A 14581-nucleotide genomic window follows, 5' to 3' on the forward strand; every position below is an offset into this window, starting at 1 on the left:
TTGAACCAGAGAGGATCCTGTACTTTGATGACCCTGCTATGGATTGTGCTGTTGCCTTTAGTTGGCAGCCTGATGGCACTGATTGGGCGAAATTTACCCCGAAGTTATCTGGCGCTCGTCGTCGCGTTATTTCCAATCTCGGCATTGGCTTTGTTACTACAACTGTTGCCGGCGGTATTGGCTGGGCAGGTCCTGAGTTATCAACTGGACTGGCTACCGTTACTGGGATTATCCTTTACGCTGGTGTTGGATGGTCTGTCACTGCTGTTTGCGTTGCTGATCCTCGGCATCGGTCTGCTGGTTATCCTGTACGCCCGCTATTATTTGTCGGAACAGGATCCGATGCCGAAATTTTACGCCTGTTTGTTGCTGTTTATGCTGGCGATGCTCGGCATTGTGTTGTCTGGCAACCTGCTGCAATTGTGGTTTTTCTGGGAATTAACCAGCCTCAGTTCTTTTTTGCTGATTAGCTACTGGTGGCAGCAAAGTGATGCCCGTAAAGGGGCGCGGATGGCGTTAACCGTCACTGCCGCTGGCGGTTTGGCACTGCTGGCCGGTATTGTATTATTGGGCCAAATTGTCGGCAGTTATCAGTTAGATGTGGTGATAGCCAATGCGGCAGTCCTGCAACAACATGCGGCTTATCCGGTGGTGTTGGTGCTGATCCTGCTAGGCGCTTTTACCAAATCGGCGCAATTCCCCTTTCATTTCTGGTTACCCAATGCCATGGCCGCGCCTACGCCGGTCAGTGCGTACCTGCATTCGGCGACTATGGTTAAAGCCGGTATTTTCTTGATGGCCCGGTTATACCCGGTGCTGGCCGGCACTGACTTATGGTTTGTGATTGTCAGTTTAACCGGACTTGCCACTTTATTGGTTGGTGCTTATTTTGCCCTGTTTCAGCATGATGTGAAAGGCTTGCTGGCCTATTCTACGATTTCACATCTGGGCCTGATCACCTTGTTATTAGGGTTGGACACTGATTTAGCTGCCGTCGCCGCTATTTTCCATGTGATGAACCATGCCATTTTTAAAGCCTCACTATTTATGGCGGCCGGTATTATTGACCATGAAACCGGCTCAAGAGACATGCGAAAAATTAATGGCTTGTGGAAATATATGCCGGTGACGGCAACGCTGGCTATGGTCGCTTCGGCTTCGATGGCCGGGGTGCCGCTGTTGAATGGTTTCTTATCAAAAGAAATGTTTTTCACTGAAACCCTGCATCAGGGCGTACTTGGTTCGTTAAGTTGGCTGATCCCGTTATTGGCGACAGTGGCGGCAGTTTTTGCGGTGGCTTACTCGGCGCGTTTTATCCATGACGTGTTTTTTAATGGTGAATCCGTTGGGCTGAGTAAAACGCCACACGAGCCACCCCGTTATATGCGGGTGCCGATGGAAATCCTGGTCGCCATTTGTATTCTGGTCGGGGTATTCCCGCAGTTTGTGGCTGGTGATTTATTACAGCAAGCCGCCCGTGCCGTTTTGGCAGGTCAGGTCCCTGTATATAGTCTGGCAATTTGGCATGGCTTTAATCTGCCATTGCTGATGAGTGTGATTGCCTTGATCGGCGGTATTTTGCTGTATATCAATCGTAAAGCCTTGTTTTTATTTCAGGCCGGTTTTGTGCAGCAGGGTGCTATCTATCGATTTGAAGCTGTGATGCAACGATTAGTACACCGTTGCCGCTTTTGGCTGGAACAGGTTGAAGCCGGTGGTTTTCAGCGTTATGCCTTGTGGGTGCTACTGGCAGTCTTGCTGCTGGCTGGTGCGCCGCTGTTGGAGCTGACCAGTTTGACCGGTGCCAGAGCCGCGCTGCCACTGGATCCGCTGGTGTTCGCTGGGGCTGTGGTTATGATGATCACGGCCATTGCCACTGTGTTGCTGATGCGGCAGCGGTTATTGGCACTGGTGATGATCTCTGTGGTTGGCTTGATGGTGAGCTTGGCATTTGTCCGTTTTTCCGCACCTGATTTGGCGTTGACGCAATTATCGGTGGAAGTCGTGACCGTGGTGCTGCTGATGTTGGCGCTGTATTTCCTGCCGCATAAGTCAGTAAAAGAATCATCGCCAGGCAAAGTGATCTGGCACCTAGTACTGGCGGCGGCTGTTGGTGTTGTGGTTGGCAGTCTTGCTTATGGCATGATGACACAGCAAGCCAACTCTATTGCTGGCTACTTCTTGGCAAATGCCAAAACCGGTGGTGGTGGGACCAATGTGGTGAATGTCATTCTGGTTGATTTTCGTGGCTTTGATACGCTGGGCGAGATTACCGTGCTGGGGATTGCCGCGCTTGGCATCTTTAAATTACTGACCGGTATCCCACGATTTATGGCTGGTGCAGATGGTGAAGGCCGGCGCTGGACGGCTGATCGGCATCCGTTACTATTGGCTGTGGTTTCCCAGGCGTTATTGCCGCTGGCCTTGCTGGTGTCGGTGTATATTTTCTTCCGCGGTCATAACCTGCCCGGAGGTGGTTTTGTGGCAGGTCTGATCACTGCTGTCGCGATGATTTTACAGTATGTCGCTCAGGGCGTGGATTGGGTCAAACCCAGATTACGGCTGGAGTACTCCAGTCTGATTGCGGCTGGCATTTTGCTGGCCACCGCCACCGGCGTAGCCAGTTGGTTGTTTGACCGGCCTTTCCTGACCTCCTGGTTTGATTATTTTACTATCCCGTTGTTGGGCGAAATTGAATTGGCCAGTGCTATTGCCTTTGACTTAGGGGTGTACCTAACCGTCGTTGGTGCCACATTGCTGATCCTGGCCAATCTTGGCAAGCTGACGACCCGTTACCGTCCCGTGCATAAGGAGCAAGCTTGATGGAATTATTGATGGCTGTGGTGATAGGTGTGTTAACCATGTGTGGGGTGATGATGATCCTGCGCGCCAGAACTTTTGCTGTGATGCTGGGACTGACGATGCTGTCTTATGCGGTGAATTTATTTATTTTTACCAGTGGTGGTTTAACCGCCGGGCAGGGCGCAGTGCTGGGGCAAACGGCACAATATACCGATCCTTTACCACAAGCGCTGGTGTTGACCGCTATTGTGATTGGTTTTGCCATGACGGCTTTTCTGGTGGTACTGGCGATTCGTGCCCGGGCTGAGCTTGGGAATGATCATGTGGATGGTGCTGAGTTAAAAGCAGCGCAGTCACTGCCGAAAAAGCGGGGGCGCTAATGCAACATGCTGTAATTTTACCCATTTTAATTCCTTTGATTGTTGGTGCGCTGTTATTACTGCCTCCTTTGCAACAGTCAGCACAAAGCAGACGCTGGCTCAGTGGTGTTGGTATTGCACTGTTGTTAGCTGTATGCGGTTGGAATCTTAGCCACAGTAGCGATGGTATTAGTCAGTATTATTTGTTAGGGAACTGGCCGGCACCTTTTGGTATTGTGCTGTTGCTTGACCAGATTTCAGCGTTGTTTGTGGCGCTGACCGCAGTGTTGGCTGCCGGTGCATTTATCTACAGTTGTGCCGGTGAAGACGAGCGTGGTGCGTATTTTCAGTCGTTATTGCAGTTTTTGCTGATGGGGATTAATGGGGCATTTCTGACGGCGGATTTATTTAATTTATTCGTCTTTTTTGAAGTGCTGCTGATTTCTTCTTATGGCTTGCTGTTGCACGGTGGTGGCAAGTTACGCACCAAAGCTGGTCTGCATTATGTGTTATTGAATCTGTTGGGATCGGCCATATTTCTGCTGGCGCTGGCATTGCTATACGGCGTGACCGGCAGTCTGAATATGCAGGATATTGCAGTTCGAATCACTGAGTTATCTGCGCAGCAGTTACTGTTATTAAAATCTGCCGCCGCTTTGTTATTGATTGTATTTGGCTTAAAGGCGGCCATTCTGCCATTACATTTCTGGCTGCCGTCCGCCTATGCGGCAGCGTCACCCGCTGTGGCTGCTTTATTTGCCGTGATGACAAAAATTGGTGTCTATTGTCTGTTGCGGGTATTCCATACTTTGTTTGCAACGGATGCCAGCCTGCTAACCGACTTTATCCAGCCGCTGTTGTGGTGGACCGGCTTGCTGACACTGGCACTGGCTGCGGTTGGTGTGGTTGCAGCCCAGAGCCTGAAACGACTGGTGGCTTATCTGGTGTTGTTATCGGTTGGCACTATGGTGACCGTGTTGTCGATAGGCACAGTGGCTGCTGTGGCGGCTGTGTTGTATTACAGCATCCATTCGACCCTGATTGCGGCTACGTTGTTTTTACTGGTGGATTATCTGTCTCAGCAACGTGGTACCGTGGCGGACCGGTTGGTTTCAGCCAGACCCCTAGCGAATCCGCTGTTGATTGGCGGTTTGTTTTTTCTTTGCGCTATCACAGTGATTGGTATGCCACCTCTATCTGGTTTTGTCGGGAAAATCTGGTTGTTGCAGGCAGCGACTGAGGGGACGCAGCGGTTCGGTTTATGGTTCACTTTGCTTGGCAGCAGCTTGTTCGTGCTGATTGCGCTGAGTCGGGCCGGCAGCACTGTGTTCTGGCGGGTCAGTCAACAACCGGCATTACCGGCACATGCATCAGGCAGGCAACTGGGCGCTATTGTGCTGTTATTGCTGAGCAGCCTGTTACTGGTAGTGCTGGCGGCACCTGTGATGCAATTTTGCCTGGATGCCGCCCTGCAGTTGCAGGCCAATGACGTCACTGGAGGTCAGGCATGACAGCTTTACTGCAGCGTATTTTTCCAAGTCCAACCCGCAGCCTGTTGTTGTTTGTGGTCTGGTTGTTGCTAAACAATAGTGTGGCTCCTGTGCATCTGGTCGCGGCCTTGCTGTTAGCTGCACTGATCCCATTACTGACAGCTGGTTTTCGTGATCCGCAACCACGGATCAAAAAACCTGGGCTGGCCATTGTGTATGTATTAAGGGTGTTGCTGGATATTGTGGTGGCAAATTTGCAGGTGATCCGGTTGGTGCTTGGACCCAATCAGCGGTTAAAGCCTGGTTTTGTGCTGATCCCGCTGCAACTGACCGAATCCTTGCCGCTGACCATTTTGGCAGGCACTGTGTCATTAACACCTGGCACCGTCAGTGCGGAAATTCTGCCATATGAACATGAATTAACCACCGCTGCGACCCAGCGTTTTTTACTGGTGCATGTGCTGGATTTACAGGATGAAGCAGCCTTGATCCAGAGTATCCAGCAACGTTACGAAGCACCTTTACGGGAGATGTTCTGATGCTGCACACTGTGTTGATTGTGGCCATGCTCCTGATAGGGCTGGCGTTACTGTTAAATTTGTTGGCGTTACTGCGCGGTCCCTCGTTACCAGATCGGTTGCTGGCGCTGGATACAATGTATATCAATAGCATTGCGCTGTTGTTGTGTTATGGCATTTATGGCGCTAGTCAGCTGCATTTTGAAGCAGCGCTGTTGATCGCCATGCTGGGCTTTGTCAGTACAGTCGCAGTCTGTAAGTTTATGTTGCGCGGCGATATTATCGAATAGAGGGCTGAAATGAGTATACTGGAGTGGATAGTGGCAGTGCTGGTGATCCTTGGCGCTTTGTTTGTATTACTAGGCTCGGTCGCGCTGGTGAAATTACCCGATTTTTATACACGGCTGCATGGCCCGACCAAAGCAACCACCCTTGGGCTTGGTAGTTTAGTGCTGGCGTCGCTGTTATTTTTTAATGGCATCCAAGGCGAGCTTAGTCTGCAGCAGTTGCTGATTGCGTTGTTTTTGTTTATTACTGCCCCTGTAACGGCTTATATGCTGATCAAAGCCGGTATTCATCAACAGTTAAAGGCGACTGCAGCCACCAGTCGACAGGAACTGCTGCAGCATCATAAAGCCAAAGCTCAATAACTCAGTTTTCGTCAAAGCCGTTGCTGATCAATTCAACCACGGCTTGCAGCGCGGCTTCTGCTTCGTTGCCGGAGCTGATGACTTCAACATTTTTGCCTTTACTGCTCGCCAGCATCAATAACGCCAATACACTGCTGGCGTCTGCGGTTTTGCCTTCCTGCTGCAGTTCAATTTTAGCGTCTAGCCGCTGACAGAGTTGGGCCAGTTTAGTGGCAGCTCTGGCATGTAAGCCCAGCTGATTGACGATAGTGACGGTTTGTGAACATCTATTTGCCATGGTGTCTGACCAATTCCCGATGCCGGATCTGTACATCTTCTCGCAGCGTCCGGAAACTTGCTGCCAGCGATTCCACAATATACACGGAACGATGCTGACCACCGGTACAACCTATGGCAATGGTCAGATAACTACGGTTATTCCGTTCCAGCTGTGGCAGCCAGGTGGTAATAAAACTATTAATTTGGTGGGTGTATTTTTCAACCACAGCCTGCGACTCCAGGAAGTCGATCACCGGTTGATCCAAGCCGGTCAGAATTTTCAGCTCAGGCACCCAATGTGGGTTGGGCAGAAAGCGGGCATCAAACACATAATCGGCATCCTTGGGGATACCATATTTAAAGCCAAAAGACTCAAACAGGATCACTAACCGGCCGGTTTTCTGACCCAGGATCCGCTCTCTGAGCTGTTCGGTCAGTTGGTGAACGTTCAGCTCAGTGGTATCAATATATAAATCAGCGCGGCTGGAAATAGGGTCCAGCAGTTGTTGCTCACGCTGAATGGCTTCATCCAGCGACATCGCCTGATGTGACAACGGATGTAATCTTCTGGTTTCACTGAATCTTTTGATTAGACTGGTATGGTCTGCATCCAGATATAGAATGGTCAGTTCCACTTTGCGTGGTAAATAAGACAGGATCTCGGTCAGTTCTTCCGGTTCCTGTGGCAGGTTGCGTACATCAATGCTGATAGCAACCCGTTCATATTGTCCCATCACGGCGTTTGCCAAGGTTGGCAATAAATTGACCGGGATGTTATCGACACAATAATAGCCAAGGTCTTCCATCACCCGCAGTGCGACTGATTTACCTGAACCGGATCGTCCGCTGACCACCAGAAGTTTCATTTTCCTGCCGCCATCTCTGAATGGGTTAACAATAACTGATATAAACCGGCATCAGATTCTGCATGCCTGATCTTACGCGTCAAATCTTTCTGACTGAGTAGCCTGGCAATGCCTGCCAGTGTACTGAGATGAGTCTGGCACTGATTTTCCGGGATCAGGATCGCACAGAAAATATCAACCGCCTGATTATCGATAGCATCAAACTGGATCGCATCCTGGCTGACCACAAAGATCAACACCGGGCTGGTGACATCTTTCAATTTGCCATGCGGGATGGCGATACCACCGCCAATACCGGTCGAACCTAGTTTCTCCCGCGCCATCAGCGCTTCAAAAATGCTGGATTCCGGTAATTGCGGCAATTGCTGATGGGCAAGCTCGGCAATATATTCCAGAATGCGTTTTTTACTATTAAAAAGGACCGCACTTTTTGTGCAGTCCTTCGATAACATTGAGCTTAAGTTCATAAGTCCGTAATCAGTGACGAGAAATTTTCTCTTTGTGTTTAATAACTTGTCGATCAAGTTTATCGATCAACTGGTCGATCGCGGCGTACATATTATCATCTTCGCTGATTGCAAACACCTCTCCGCCGTTTAAATGCATTTTGGCTTCGGCAATTTGTTTTAATTTCTCCACATTCAGCACAACATGGACGTTGTTGATGTGGTCAAAATGCCGTTCAAGTTTTGAAAACTTGCTGTCTACATACTCTCTCAGTGCTTCAGTAATTTCAACATGGCGACCAGTTAGATTGATTTGCATAGACATTTCCTTCTTTGATGAGCACTTATAGCAAGCTCTTGCGCTGATTTGACGGCGGAATGTACAGAGACTCACGGTATTTGGCGATGGTCCGCCTTGCTACGTTGATGCCCTGTTCAGAAAGAATTTCTGCCATCCTGCTATCGCTTAACGGCTTTGCAGGATTCTCCGCTGCCACCAATTTTTTAATAAAGGCTCTGATGGCGGTCGACGAACATTCGCCACCACTCTCTGTACTTACATGACTGGAAAAGAAGAACTTAAGTTCAAAAATTCCACGTGGTGTATGCATAAATTTCTGGGTGGTCACCCTGGAAATGGTCGATTCATGCATGCCAACCATCTCAGCGACATCATTCAGCACCATAGGTTTCATCGCTTCTTCGCCATGTTCAAAAAATGCCTGTTGTTGCTGCACTATGCAGTTGGCAACTTTGAGCAGAGTTTCATTCCGACTCTCCAGACTTTTCAGAAACCATTTGGCTTCTTGCAGGTGCGAGCGGATAAACTGGCTGTCCGATGAATTACGGGCATGGCGTGACATCGCCGCGTATTGTTCATTAATTTTAATCTTTGGAAAGGCATCCGGATTTAATTCAACCATCCAGCGGCCTTTGACTTTTTTCACTGATACATCGGGAATGGTGTATTGCTGCTCTTCCCGGATCACATCGGCCCCTGGTCTTGGGTTCAGGCTGTGGATCAGACGCATCACTTCCCGCAAATCATCTTCTTTCAGTTTAGCCACCCGCATCAGAGAACGGAAATCACGATTGGCTAAATATTCACTATGATGACGAATAATATCGCAGGTTTGCGCAAGGAAAGGGGTATCTGGATCAAATTGACGCAATTGCACCAGCAAACATTCCTGAATACTGCGGGCACCCACCCCAATGGGATCAAAAAACTGGATGCGTTTAATCACGGCTTCGACTTCATCAGCTTCCACTTCTGGCATGCCAAGCGAGTCCAGAATGTCTTCAGTGCTGATGGTCAGCAGGCCATTGGCATCGATCGCTTCAATAATAATTTCAGCAATCGCCAGATCGGTATCAGAGAATGGGGTTAAGCGCATTTGCCAACGCAGATAATCCTGCAGGGTTTCAGTGGTCTCGCCCTGAAACACCATGTCTTCGTCACCGTTGTAAGTGCCGGAAACCGGGGCTGCACTGACCATATCGTCCCAGTTGCTGTCGAGTGGTAAGTCTTCTTTGATGTTTTGTTCCGTCATCGCCTCACTGCTGTCAGGGATGTCAGGTTCACTATGTTCATCGTTATTAAAACTGTCAGTCTCAGGATGTTCACGGCGGTCAGAATCAGCCGCAGCGCCGTTGTCATTGAAGTTGGTGTAGTCATCATCAGCTGCTTCGAGCAGCGGGTTTGCATCCAGCGCTTCCTGAATTTCTTGTTGTAATTCAATCGTTGACAATTGCAGTAGCTTAATCGCCTGCTGCAATTGCGGCGTCATGGTCAGCTGCTGTCCAAGCCGGAGTTGTAAAGATGGCTTCATGTACTTCTGGTCACTCCTGACGGCCAGTGAAACTGGCTTTTTGCTAACTATAGCCTGAATTGCTCTCCGAGGTATACATCTCTGACCTGCTGATTGGCTAATACTTCAGCCGGTGAGCCGGAAGCAATCAGTTCTCCATGACTGACAATATAGGCAATTTCACAAACATCAAGGGTTTCCCGGACGTTGTGGTCGGTAATGAGCACCCCAATACCGCGGTCACGCAGGTGCTGGATAATTTTTTTGATATCCAGTACTGAAATGGGGTCAACCCCGGCGAAAGGTTCATCCAGTAAAATAAAGGCCGGATTAGCCGCCAGCGCTCTGGCGATTTCAACCCGGCGTCTTTCACCACCAGACAAACTCATGCCCAGGCTATTGCGGATATGGGTAATGTTAAATTCATCCAGTAACTCATCGGCTTGTTGCTCGCGCTCTATGGCGGATAAGTTTTTCCGGGTTTGCAGAATCGCCATCAGATTATCGTAGACAGTTAATTTGCGGAAAATAGAGCTTTCCTGGGGCAAATAACCAATGCCTTGTCTGGCTCTGGTGTGAATAGGATCAAAGGTAATGTCCTGTTCACCCAGCGTGATAGTGCCTTTGTCCGATGGCACCAGTCCGACAATCATATAAAAAGTGGTGGTTTTGCCGGCACCATTAGGTCCGAGTAAACCGACGATCTGACCGGCATTGACTGCCAGACTGACATCTTTAACGACCTGACGGCCCTTGTAACTTTTGGCCAGATGGGAAGCGACTAGTGTTTTCAAATTATTTTTTCTCAGGTGTGAAAATAGTACTGACACGTTCGTTGTCTTTACCGCTGCTGGCGTTCAGGCTTTGTTTAGCTAAGTCATATTTGATCACAGAGCTGCGGACCAGACTGCCGCTCTGATTAATTTCAGCTTTACCGGTTAATGTCAGGATCCGGCTGGCAAAGTCATAGCGAATTTCGTTCGCCATCGCTTTGATTGGTTTGTCACCTTCCAGTAACTGGGCATATTCTGCCGGCTGACCGGTGGCAATAAACACTTCTTTGCCTTCACCAGCTGAGCGGTCAACTTCGAGCTTGTCTGCTTTGATACTCAGACTGCCCTGGGTGACTAATACATTACCAATATACAGCAGCTTTTTATCTTCGATACTGCCGCCAAAATTATCAGAAGTGACGCTGACAGCCTGGGCAAAATCGCTGTCTTTGGCCAGGCTACTGTAAGCCAGCATACTGAGCAGAAGGGCTAGAAAAATTTTATTTTTCATGACGGTAGACCGTTCCTTTGTGTTGTTTTAACTTAAATTTTTTGCTGGCTAAATCAATACTGACGCCACGTCCGGTGATGGCAAAACCGTCGCCGGTGATCAGCACGCCAGCATTGGTCAGTAATAACTGCTGTTCGAATAAATATTCCAACTGCGGCGTTTCTAGCTTTTGAAATAACTCGTCGGTTTTCAGATTGTCCAGTGTGACGTCCTGATCCAGTACCACTTTATCATCCGGGTATAACACGCCATTACGGCTGCTGATCTGCCATTTTGGCAGTTGCTGCTCAAAAATGGTATAGGCTGGCTGGTCGAGCTGAATTTGCCCTAGCTGTTCAAAATGCGACATCTGGCTGGCGCGGATCATACCGGACAAATTGCCTTGCTCGTCAAAGCTGGTGCGGATTAAATCATAAGCGACAAAATCCGGTGCCATGTCGTTTTCTGTCTGTAGTTGCACCGGATCCTGCAGATCCAGCCAGACATATAAAGCTGCGCTGCCGGCCAGCACCAGTAAAAACCAAAAAAATTGCCGGATCATGAGCTGCTGCCAGTAAAACGGGCAAATTGCTGCTGACTGATCAGCAACAGATCACAGAGCTCGCGCACGGCACCAAAACCACCACTCAAACTGGTGCAATAATCACTGTGCCGCCGCAGATAGGGATGAGCGTCTTTGACGGCCACACTCAGCCCACAATGTTGCATCACAGCCCAATCTGACAAATCATCGCCGATGTAAGCGATTTGCGCTGGCGTCAGCTGCAATTGTTGCTGTAATTCGGTAAATGCTGGCATTTTATTTTCTTGCCCCTGATAGACATAAGGCACAGTTAACGAGCGCATCCGGTTACTGACAATGTCAGACTTACGGCCAGTAATGATCGCAACTTCAATGCCAGCCTGACGCAAGGCTTTAATGCCATAGCCATCGCGGGTATGGAAAGCTTTTAATTCTTCACCCTGATTACCCAGATAGATGCGGCCATCGGAAAATACGCCATCAACATCACAAATCAGCAACCGGATCTGACTGGCTTTTTGTAATAAGCTCTCTGCTACCTGCTGGTACAATTCGCTGAATAAATCAGACATCAAATCACTCCGGCTTTCAGTAAGTCGTGCATGTTCATGGCACCAATCGGGATCTGCTGTTCAGACACCACAATCAGGCCGTTAATTTTGCGCTGTTCCATAATTTTTAACGCCTCTGCCGCCAACATCTCTGGTTTGGCAGTGATACAACGTCTGGTCATCACTTCGGCAATGGCGGTGTGATGAATATCGAGTCTGGAATCAAGAATACGACGTAAATCACCATCAGTGAAGATGCCCTGCAGCACACCGTCTTCGTCGACGACTGCGGTCATGCCAAGGCCTTTTTCGGATATTTCTAACAGAGCTTGCTTAATGGAGGCTGAAGTGAGCACTTGCGGGATCTGGACGCCCTGATGCATCACATCGGCCAGCCGTAATAATAACCGGCGGCCTAAGCTACCGCCTGGGTGAGATAAGGCAAAATCATCCGCAGAAAAACCACGAGCTTCCAGCAAAGCAACTGCAAGCGCATCGCCCATCACCAGTGTGGCGGTGGTACTGGCGGTCGGAGCCAGTCCTAATGGGCAAGCTTCCTGTTCTACTTTGACACATAAATGGATATCAGCCAACCGCGCCAGTGTGGACTGCGGATTGCCGGTCATTGCAATCAGTTGAATACCCTGGCGTTTGAGCACCGGGACTATCAGGATCACTTCTGCGGTTTCACCAGAGTTGGATAATGCCAGCACTATATCGTCTTTGGTAATCATGCCAAGATCACCATGACTGGCTTCGCCCGGATGGACAAAAAAGGCTGGGGTGCCGGTCGATGCCAGCGTGGCGGCAATTTTGTTACCAATATGGCCGGATTTGCCCATGCCGATCACGATGACCCTGCCTTTACAACTCAGCATTTGCTGACATGCTTGTTCAAAGCTGGCATCAAGATATTGATTTAAACCGTTAATCGCAGCGGCTTCAATAGCAAAAACGGTTCTGGCTTTGGCACAAAAATCGGTGGTCACGCTTTTTCTCCTGCTGCCGTGAGGCAGATGACAAGGTTTTATTAAGCTGATATTCAGCTTGGTGCGACAAAATGCGAATACTTTGTCAATGCAATCACATGCAGCGCAGTAGTGATGGCTGGTGGCGGCGGGTCTGCGGTCCAACACCCAGACGCTAGCCCTGATGGTCAGGGATAAAACACAATTGAGAGCTATTTTCCTGTTTCTGTCAGGGAATTGCAAAAAAAACCTCTGTCATTGCTGACCTTTCGATGACAGCAAATGATTATTACAATTTTTTCTACCTATAGTGACAGCTTTTGCGGGTAAAATGCACAGCACAAATAAACGTCAGTGTTGCATCCCGCCACTATCGTCATTATATTGCGCGGCGTTTTGCCGGGTCGCCGAATGGATCAGCGGTTCTGCACCAATGATGGGAATGAGTTTTAACTTATGAAGAAACAGGACGTGGCAACGCCACTGGTTGATATCCGCAATCTGACTTTCCGCCGCGGTGAGCGTGTCATTTATGATGATATGAGCATGCAGTTTATGCGCGGTAAAGTGACGGCCATTATGGGGCCGAGCGGTATCGGCAAGACTACTTTATTACGGCTGATTGGTGGCCAGCTCAAACCTGATCAGGGTCACATCTGGTTTGATGGTCAGGATATCCCGACGCTGCCGCGTAGGACTTTGTATCAGGCGCGAAAAAAAATGAGCATGCTGTTCCAAAGTGGGGCGCTGTTCAGTGACATGTCGGTGTTTGATAACGTCGCTTTCCCGATCCGCGAGCACACCAAATTGCCGGAACAAATTATCCGGATGATGGTATTGATGAAGCTGGAAGCTGTGGGGTTGCGTGGTGCCCGTGATCTGATGCCTGCCGAATTATCCGGTGGTATGGCGCGACGAGCGGCTTTGGCACGTGCTATTGCCCTGGATCCGCAACTGATTATGTATGATGAACCTTTTGCCGGTCAGGACCCGATTTCAATGGGCGTGATAGTCCGGTTGATCCGATCATTGAATGATGCGCTTGGGCTGACTTCTATTGTGGTCTCTCACGATGTCAACGAAGTGATGAGTATTGCCGATTATGTCTATGTCGTGGCCGAGCGGCGGGTAATAGGTCATGGTACGCCGGAGCAATTACGGCAACATGAATCGCCACTGGTGCAGCAATTCCTGCAAGGGCTGGCGGACGGACCTGTGCCTTTCCATTTCAAAGCCGCCGACTATGCGACCGAATTAATGGAGATAAACAGCTAATGCTCGATAAGTTACAACAAATTGGCGCATCGACGCTGGCAACAGTGCAGGGTTTTGGCCGCGCCACCCTGATGTTGCTCGGTGCTTTGTGGGGCAGACCGCGTTTTGTCAAAGCCTGGCCATTGTATATAAAGCAGTTTTATGTGGTTGGTGTGCAATCGCTGCTGATCATTCTGGTGTCAGGTTTATTTATCGGCATGGTGCTGGCCCTGCAAGGTTATACCGTACTGTCGAAGTTCGGCGCTGAACAAATGTTAGGCCCATTGGTGGCATTGAGTTTGTTACGCGAGCTTGGTCCTGTCGTGACGGCATTGTTATTTGCCGGCCGCGCTGGTAGTGCGCTGACGGCAGAAATTGGTCTGATGAAAGCGACAGAACAATTATCCGGCATGGAAATGATGGCGGTTGATCCGTTGCGTCGTATTATCGCGCCAAGATTATGGGCCGGTATTGTTTGTATGCCGATGCTGGCGATTATTTTCACCGCAGTCGGGATCCTGGGTGGCCATCTGGTCGGGGTTGACTGGTTGGGCGTTGATGCGGGTGGTTACTGGTCGGCGATGCAGGCTAATGTCGATCTGCAGCAGGATGTTTACAATGGGGTGATTAAAAGTATTGTGTTTGCCATTGTGGTGACAGTGATTGCCTTACACAAAGGATATGACGCGGTTCCGACTTCGGAAGGGATCAGCCGGGCAACAACTCAGACGGTGGTGACAGCTTCACTGGCGGTGCTGGGTTTTGATTTTGTATTAACAGCTGTGATGTTTGGCGGATAAA

At 49.4% G+C, this 14581-nt stretch carries 18 protein-coding genes; 8 read left to right on the forward strand and 10 right to left on the reverse strand.

Going from position 1 to position 14581, the window contains the following annotated elements:
- The first annotated feature begins 27 nt into the window (after positions 1–27).
- From AC53GJ_RS02550 to AC53GJ_RS02575, 6 genes are read left to right on the forward strand one after another with little or no spacing between them, the layout of a single operon-like run.
- Positions 28–2823, forward strand: a complete 2796-nt coding sequence (locus tag AC53GJ_RS02550; protein ID WP_496732754.1) for a monovalent cation/H+ antiporter subunit A — start codon at positions 28–30, stop codon at positions 2821–2823.
- A complete protein-coding gene (locus AC53GJ_RS02555) occupies positions 2823–3182 on the forward strand; it encodes a Na+/H+ antiporter subunit C (RefSeq protein ID WP_496730966.1) in 360 nt (119 codons plus the stop codon). Before AC53GJ_RS02550 ends, AC53GJ_RS02555 begins: the two co-directional genes overlap by 1 nt.
- Positions 3182–4672 carry a monovalent cation/H+ antiporter subunit D gene (locus AC53GJ_RS02560; protein WP_496730967.1) on the forward strand — a complete coding sequence of 497 codons (1491 nt, stop codon included), beginning with the start codon at positions 3182–3184 and terminating at the stop codon, positions 4670–4672. The genes AC53GJ_RS02555 and AC53GJ_RS02560 overlap by 1 nt, the downstream gene beginning before the upstream one ends.
- A complete protein-coding gene (locus AC53GJ_RS02565) occupies positions 4669–5190 on the forward strand; it encodes a Na+/H+ antiporter subunit E (protein WP_496730968.1) in 522 nt (173 codons plus the stop codon). Before AC53GJ_RS02560 ends, AC53GJ_RS02565 begins: the two co-directional genes overlap by 4 nt.
- Positions 5190–5459, forward strand: a complete 270-nt coding sequence (locus AC53GJ_RS02570; RefSeq protein WP_496730969.1) for a K+/H+ antiporter subunit F — start codon at positions 5190–5192, stop codon at positions 5457–5459. The genes AC53GJ_RS02565 and AC53GJ_RS02570 overlap by 1 nt, the downstream gene beginning before the upstream one ends.
- Before the next feature lie 9 nt (positions 5460–5468).
- Positions 5469–5819, forward strand: coding sequence for a Na+/H+ antiporter subunit G (locus AC53GJ_RS02575; protein ID WP_496730970.1), 351 nt, complete (start codon positions 5469–5471; stop codon positions 5817–5819).
- Between the two features lies 1 nt (position 5820).
- On the opposite strand, the gene AC53GJ_RS02580 is transcribed toward AC53GJ_RS02575, so the two are convergent.
- From AC53GJ_RS02580 to AC53GJ_RS02625, 10 genes are read right to left on the reverse strand one after another with little or no spacing between them, the layout of a single operon-like run.
- Complete coding sequence (locus AC53GJ_RS02580) at positions 5821–6096, reverse strand: HPr family phosphocarrier protein (protein WP_496730971.1); 276 nt, start codon at positions 6094–6096, stop codon at positions 5821–5823.
- Positions 6086–6943: an RNase adapter RapZ gene (gene rapZ / locus AC53GJ_RS02585; RefSeq protein WP_496730972.1), complete on the reverse strand. Its 858-nt coding sequence runs from the start codon at positions 6941–6943 to the stop codon at positions 6086–6088. Before rapZ ends, AC53GJ_RS02580 begins: the two co-directional genes overlap by 11 nt.
- Positions 6940–7410 (reverse strand): PTS IIA-like nitrogen regulatory protein PtsN, encoded by a 471-nt coding sequence (gene ptsN, locus AC53GJ_RS02590; protein ID WP_496730973.1) that lies wholly within the window; start codon positions 7408–7410, stop codon positions 6940–6942. The genes rapZ and ptsN overlap by 4 nt, the downstream gene beginning before the upstream one ends.
- Positions 7411–7420: 10 nt before the next feature.
- Complete coding sequence (gene hpf, locus AC53GJ_RS02595) at positions 7421–7708, reverse strand: ribosome hibernation promoting factor (protein WP_496730974.1); 288 nt, start codon at positions 7706–7708, stop codon at positions 7421–7423.
- 25 nt (positions 7709–7733) lie between these two features.
- Positions 7734–9221 (reverse strand): RNA polymerase factor sigma-54, encoded by a 1488-nt coding sequence (locus AC53GJ_RS02600; protein WP_496730975.1) that lies wholly within the window; start codon positions 9219–9221, stop codon positions 7734–7736.
- 47 nt (positions 9222–9268) lie between these two features.
- Positions 9269–9994: an LPS export ABC transporter ATP-binding protein gene (gene lptB / locus AC53GJ_RS02605; RefSeq protein ID WP_496730976.1), complete on the reverse strand. Its 726-nt coding sequence runs from the start codon at positions 9992–9994 to the stop codon at positions 9269–9271.
- A gap of 1 nt (position 9995) precedes the next feature.
- Positions 9996–10484 carry a lipopolysaccharide transport periplasmic protein LptA gene (gene lptA, locus AC53GJ_RS02610; RefSeq protein WP_496730977.1) on the reverse strand — a complete coding sequence of 163 codons (489 nt, stop codon included), beginning with the start codon at positions 10482–10484 and terminating at the stop codon, positions 9996–9998.
- Entirely contained in the window at positions 10474–11025 is a 552-nt protein-coding gene (gene lptC / locus AC53GJ_RS02615) for an LPS export ABC transporter periplasmic protein LptC (RefSeq protein WP_496730978.1), read from the reverse strand. Before lptC ends, lptA begins: the two co-directional genes overlap by 11 nt.
- The gene (gene kdsC, locus AC53GJ_RS02620) at positions 11022–11579 is read right to left on the reverse strand and encodes a 3-deoxy-manno-octulosonate-8-phosphatase KdsC (RefSeq protein ID WP_496730979.1); all 558 of its coding nucleotides are present in this window, start codon (positions 11577–11579) and stop codon (positions 11022–11024) included. The genes lptC and kdsC overlap by 4 nt, the downstream gene beginning before the upstream one ends.
- Positions 11579–12547 carry a KpsF/GutQ family sugar-phosphate isomerase gene (locus AC53GJ_RS02625; protein ID WP_496730980.1) on the reverse strand — a complete coding sequence of 323 codons (969 nt, stop codon included), beginning with the start codon at positions 12545–12547 and terminating at the stop codon, positions 11579–11581. The genes kdsC and AC53GJ_RS02625 overlap by 1 nt, the downstream gene beginning before the upstream one ends.
- Before the next feature lie 435 nt (positions 12548–12982).
- Here AC53GJ_RS02625 and mlaF point away from each other — a divergent pair, with 435 nt between their 5' ends.
- The gene (mlaF, locus tag AC53GJ_RS02630) at positions 12983–13801 is read left to right on the forward strand and encodes a phospholipid ABC transporter ATP-binding protein MlaF (RefSeq protein ID WP_496730981.1); all 819 of its coding nucleotides are present in this window, start codon (positions 12983–12985) and stop codon (positions 13799–13801) included.
- A complete protein-coding gene (mlaE, locus tag AC53GJ_RS02635; RefSeq protein WP_496730982.1) occupies positions 13801–14580 on the forward strand; it encodes a lipid asymmetry maintenance ABC transporter permease subunit MlaE in 780 nt (259 codons plus the stop codon). Before mlaF ends, mlaE begins: the two co-directional genes overlap by 1 nt.
- The last annotated feature ends 1 nt before the right edge of the window (position 14581 follow it).

The sequence above is a fragment of the Rheinheimera sp. B2H12 genome (genome assembly GCF_059620065.1).

Bases quoted from the DNA above. Each gene is read 5' to 3' on its own strand.
- AC53GJ_RS02550 (WP_496732754.1), top strand. From the start codon at position 28: ATGACCCTGCTATGGATTGTGCTGTTGCCTTTAGTTGGCAGCCTGATG.
- AC53GJ_RS02555 (WP_496730966.1), top strand. From the start codon at position 2,823: ATGGAATTATTGATGGCTGTGGTGATAGGTGTGTTAACCATGTGTGGG.
- AC53GJ_RS02560 (WP_496730967.1), top strand. From the start codon at position 3,182: ATGCAACATGCTGTAATTTTACCCATTTTAATTCCTTTGATTGTTGGT.
- AC53GJ_RS02565 (WP_496730968.1), top strand. From the start codon at position 4,669: ATGACAGCTTTACTGCAGCGTATTTTTCCAAGTCCAACCCGCAGCCTG.
- AC53GJ_RS02570 (WP_496730969.1), top strand. From the start codon at position 5,190: ATGCTGCACACTGTGTTGATTGTGGCCATGCTCCTGATAGGGCTGGCG.
- AC53GJ_RS02575 (WP_496730970.1), top strand. From the start codon at position 5,469: ATGAGTATACTGGAGTGGATAGTGGCAGTGCTGGTGATCCTTGGCGCT.
- AC53GJ_RS02580 (WP_496730971.1), bottom strand. From the start codon at position 6,096: ATGGCAAATAGATGTTCACAAACCGTCACTATCGTCAATCAGCTGGGC.
- rapZ (WP_496730972.1), bottom strand. From the start codon at position 6,943: ATGAAACTTCTGGTGGTCAGCGGACGATCCGGTTCAGGTAAATCAGTC.
- ptsN (WP_496730973.1), bottom strand. From the start codon at position 7,410: ATGAACTTAAGCTCAATGTTATCGAAGGACTGCACAAAAAGTGCGGTC.
- hpf (WP_496730974.1), bottom strand. From the start codon at position 7,708: ATGCAAATCAATCTAACTGGTCGCCATGTTGAAATTACTGAAGCACTG.
- AC53GJ_RS02600 (WP_496730975.1), bottom strand. From the start codon at position 9,221: ATGAAGCCATCTTTACAACTCCGGCTTGGACAGCAGCTGACCATGACG.
- lptA (WP_496730977.1), bottom strand. From the start codon at position 10,484: ATGAAAAATAAAATTTTTCTAGCCCTTCTGCTCAGTATGCTGGCTTAC.
- lptC (WP_496730978.1), bottom strand. From the start codon at position 11,025: ATGATCCGGCAATTTTTTTGGTTTTTACTGGTGCTGGCCGGCAGCGCA.
- kdsC (WP_496730979.1), bottom strand. From the start codon at position 11,579: ATGTCTGATTTATTCAGCGAATTGTACCAGCAGGTAGCAGAGAGCTTA.
- mlaF (WP_496730981.1), top strand. From the start codon at position 12,983: ATGAAGAAACAGGACGTGGCAACGCCACTGGTTGATATCCGCAATCTG.
- mlaE (WP_496730982.1), top strand. From the start codon at position 13,801: ATGCTCGATAAGTTACAACAAATTGGCGCATCGACGCTGGCAACAGTG.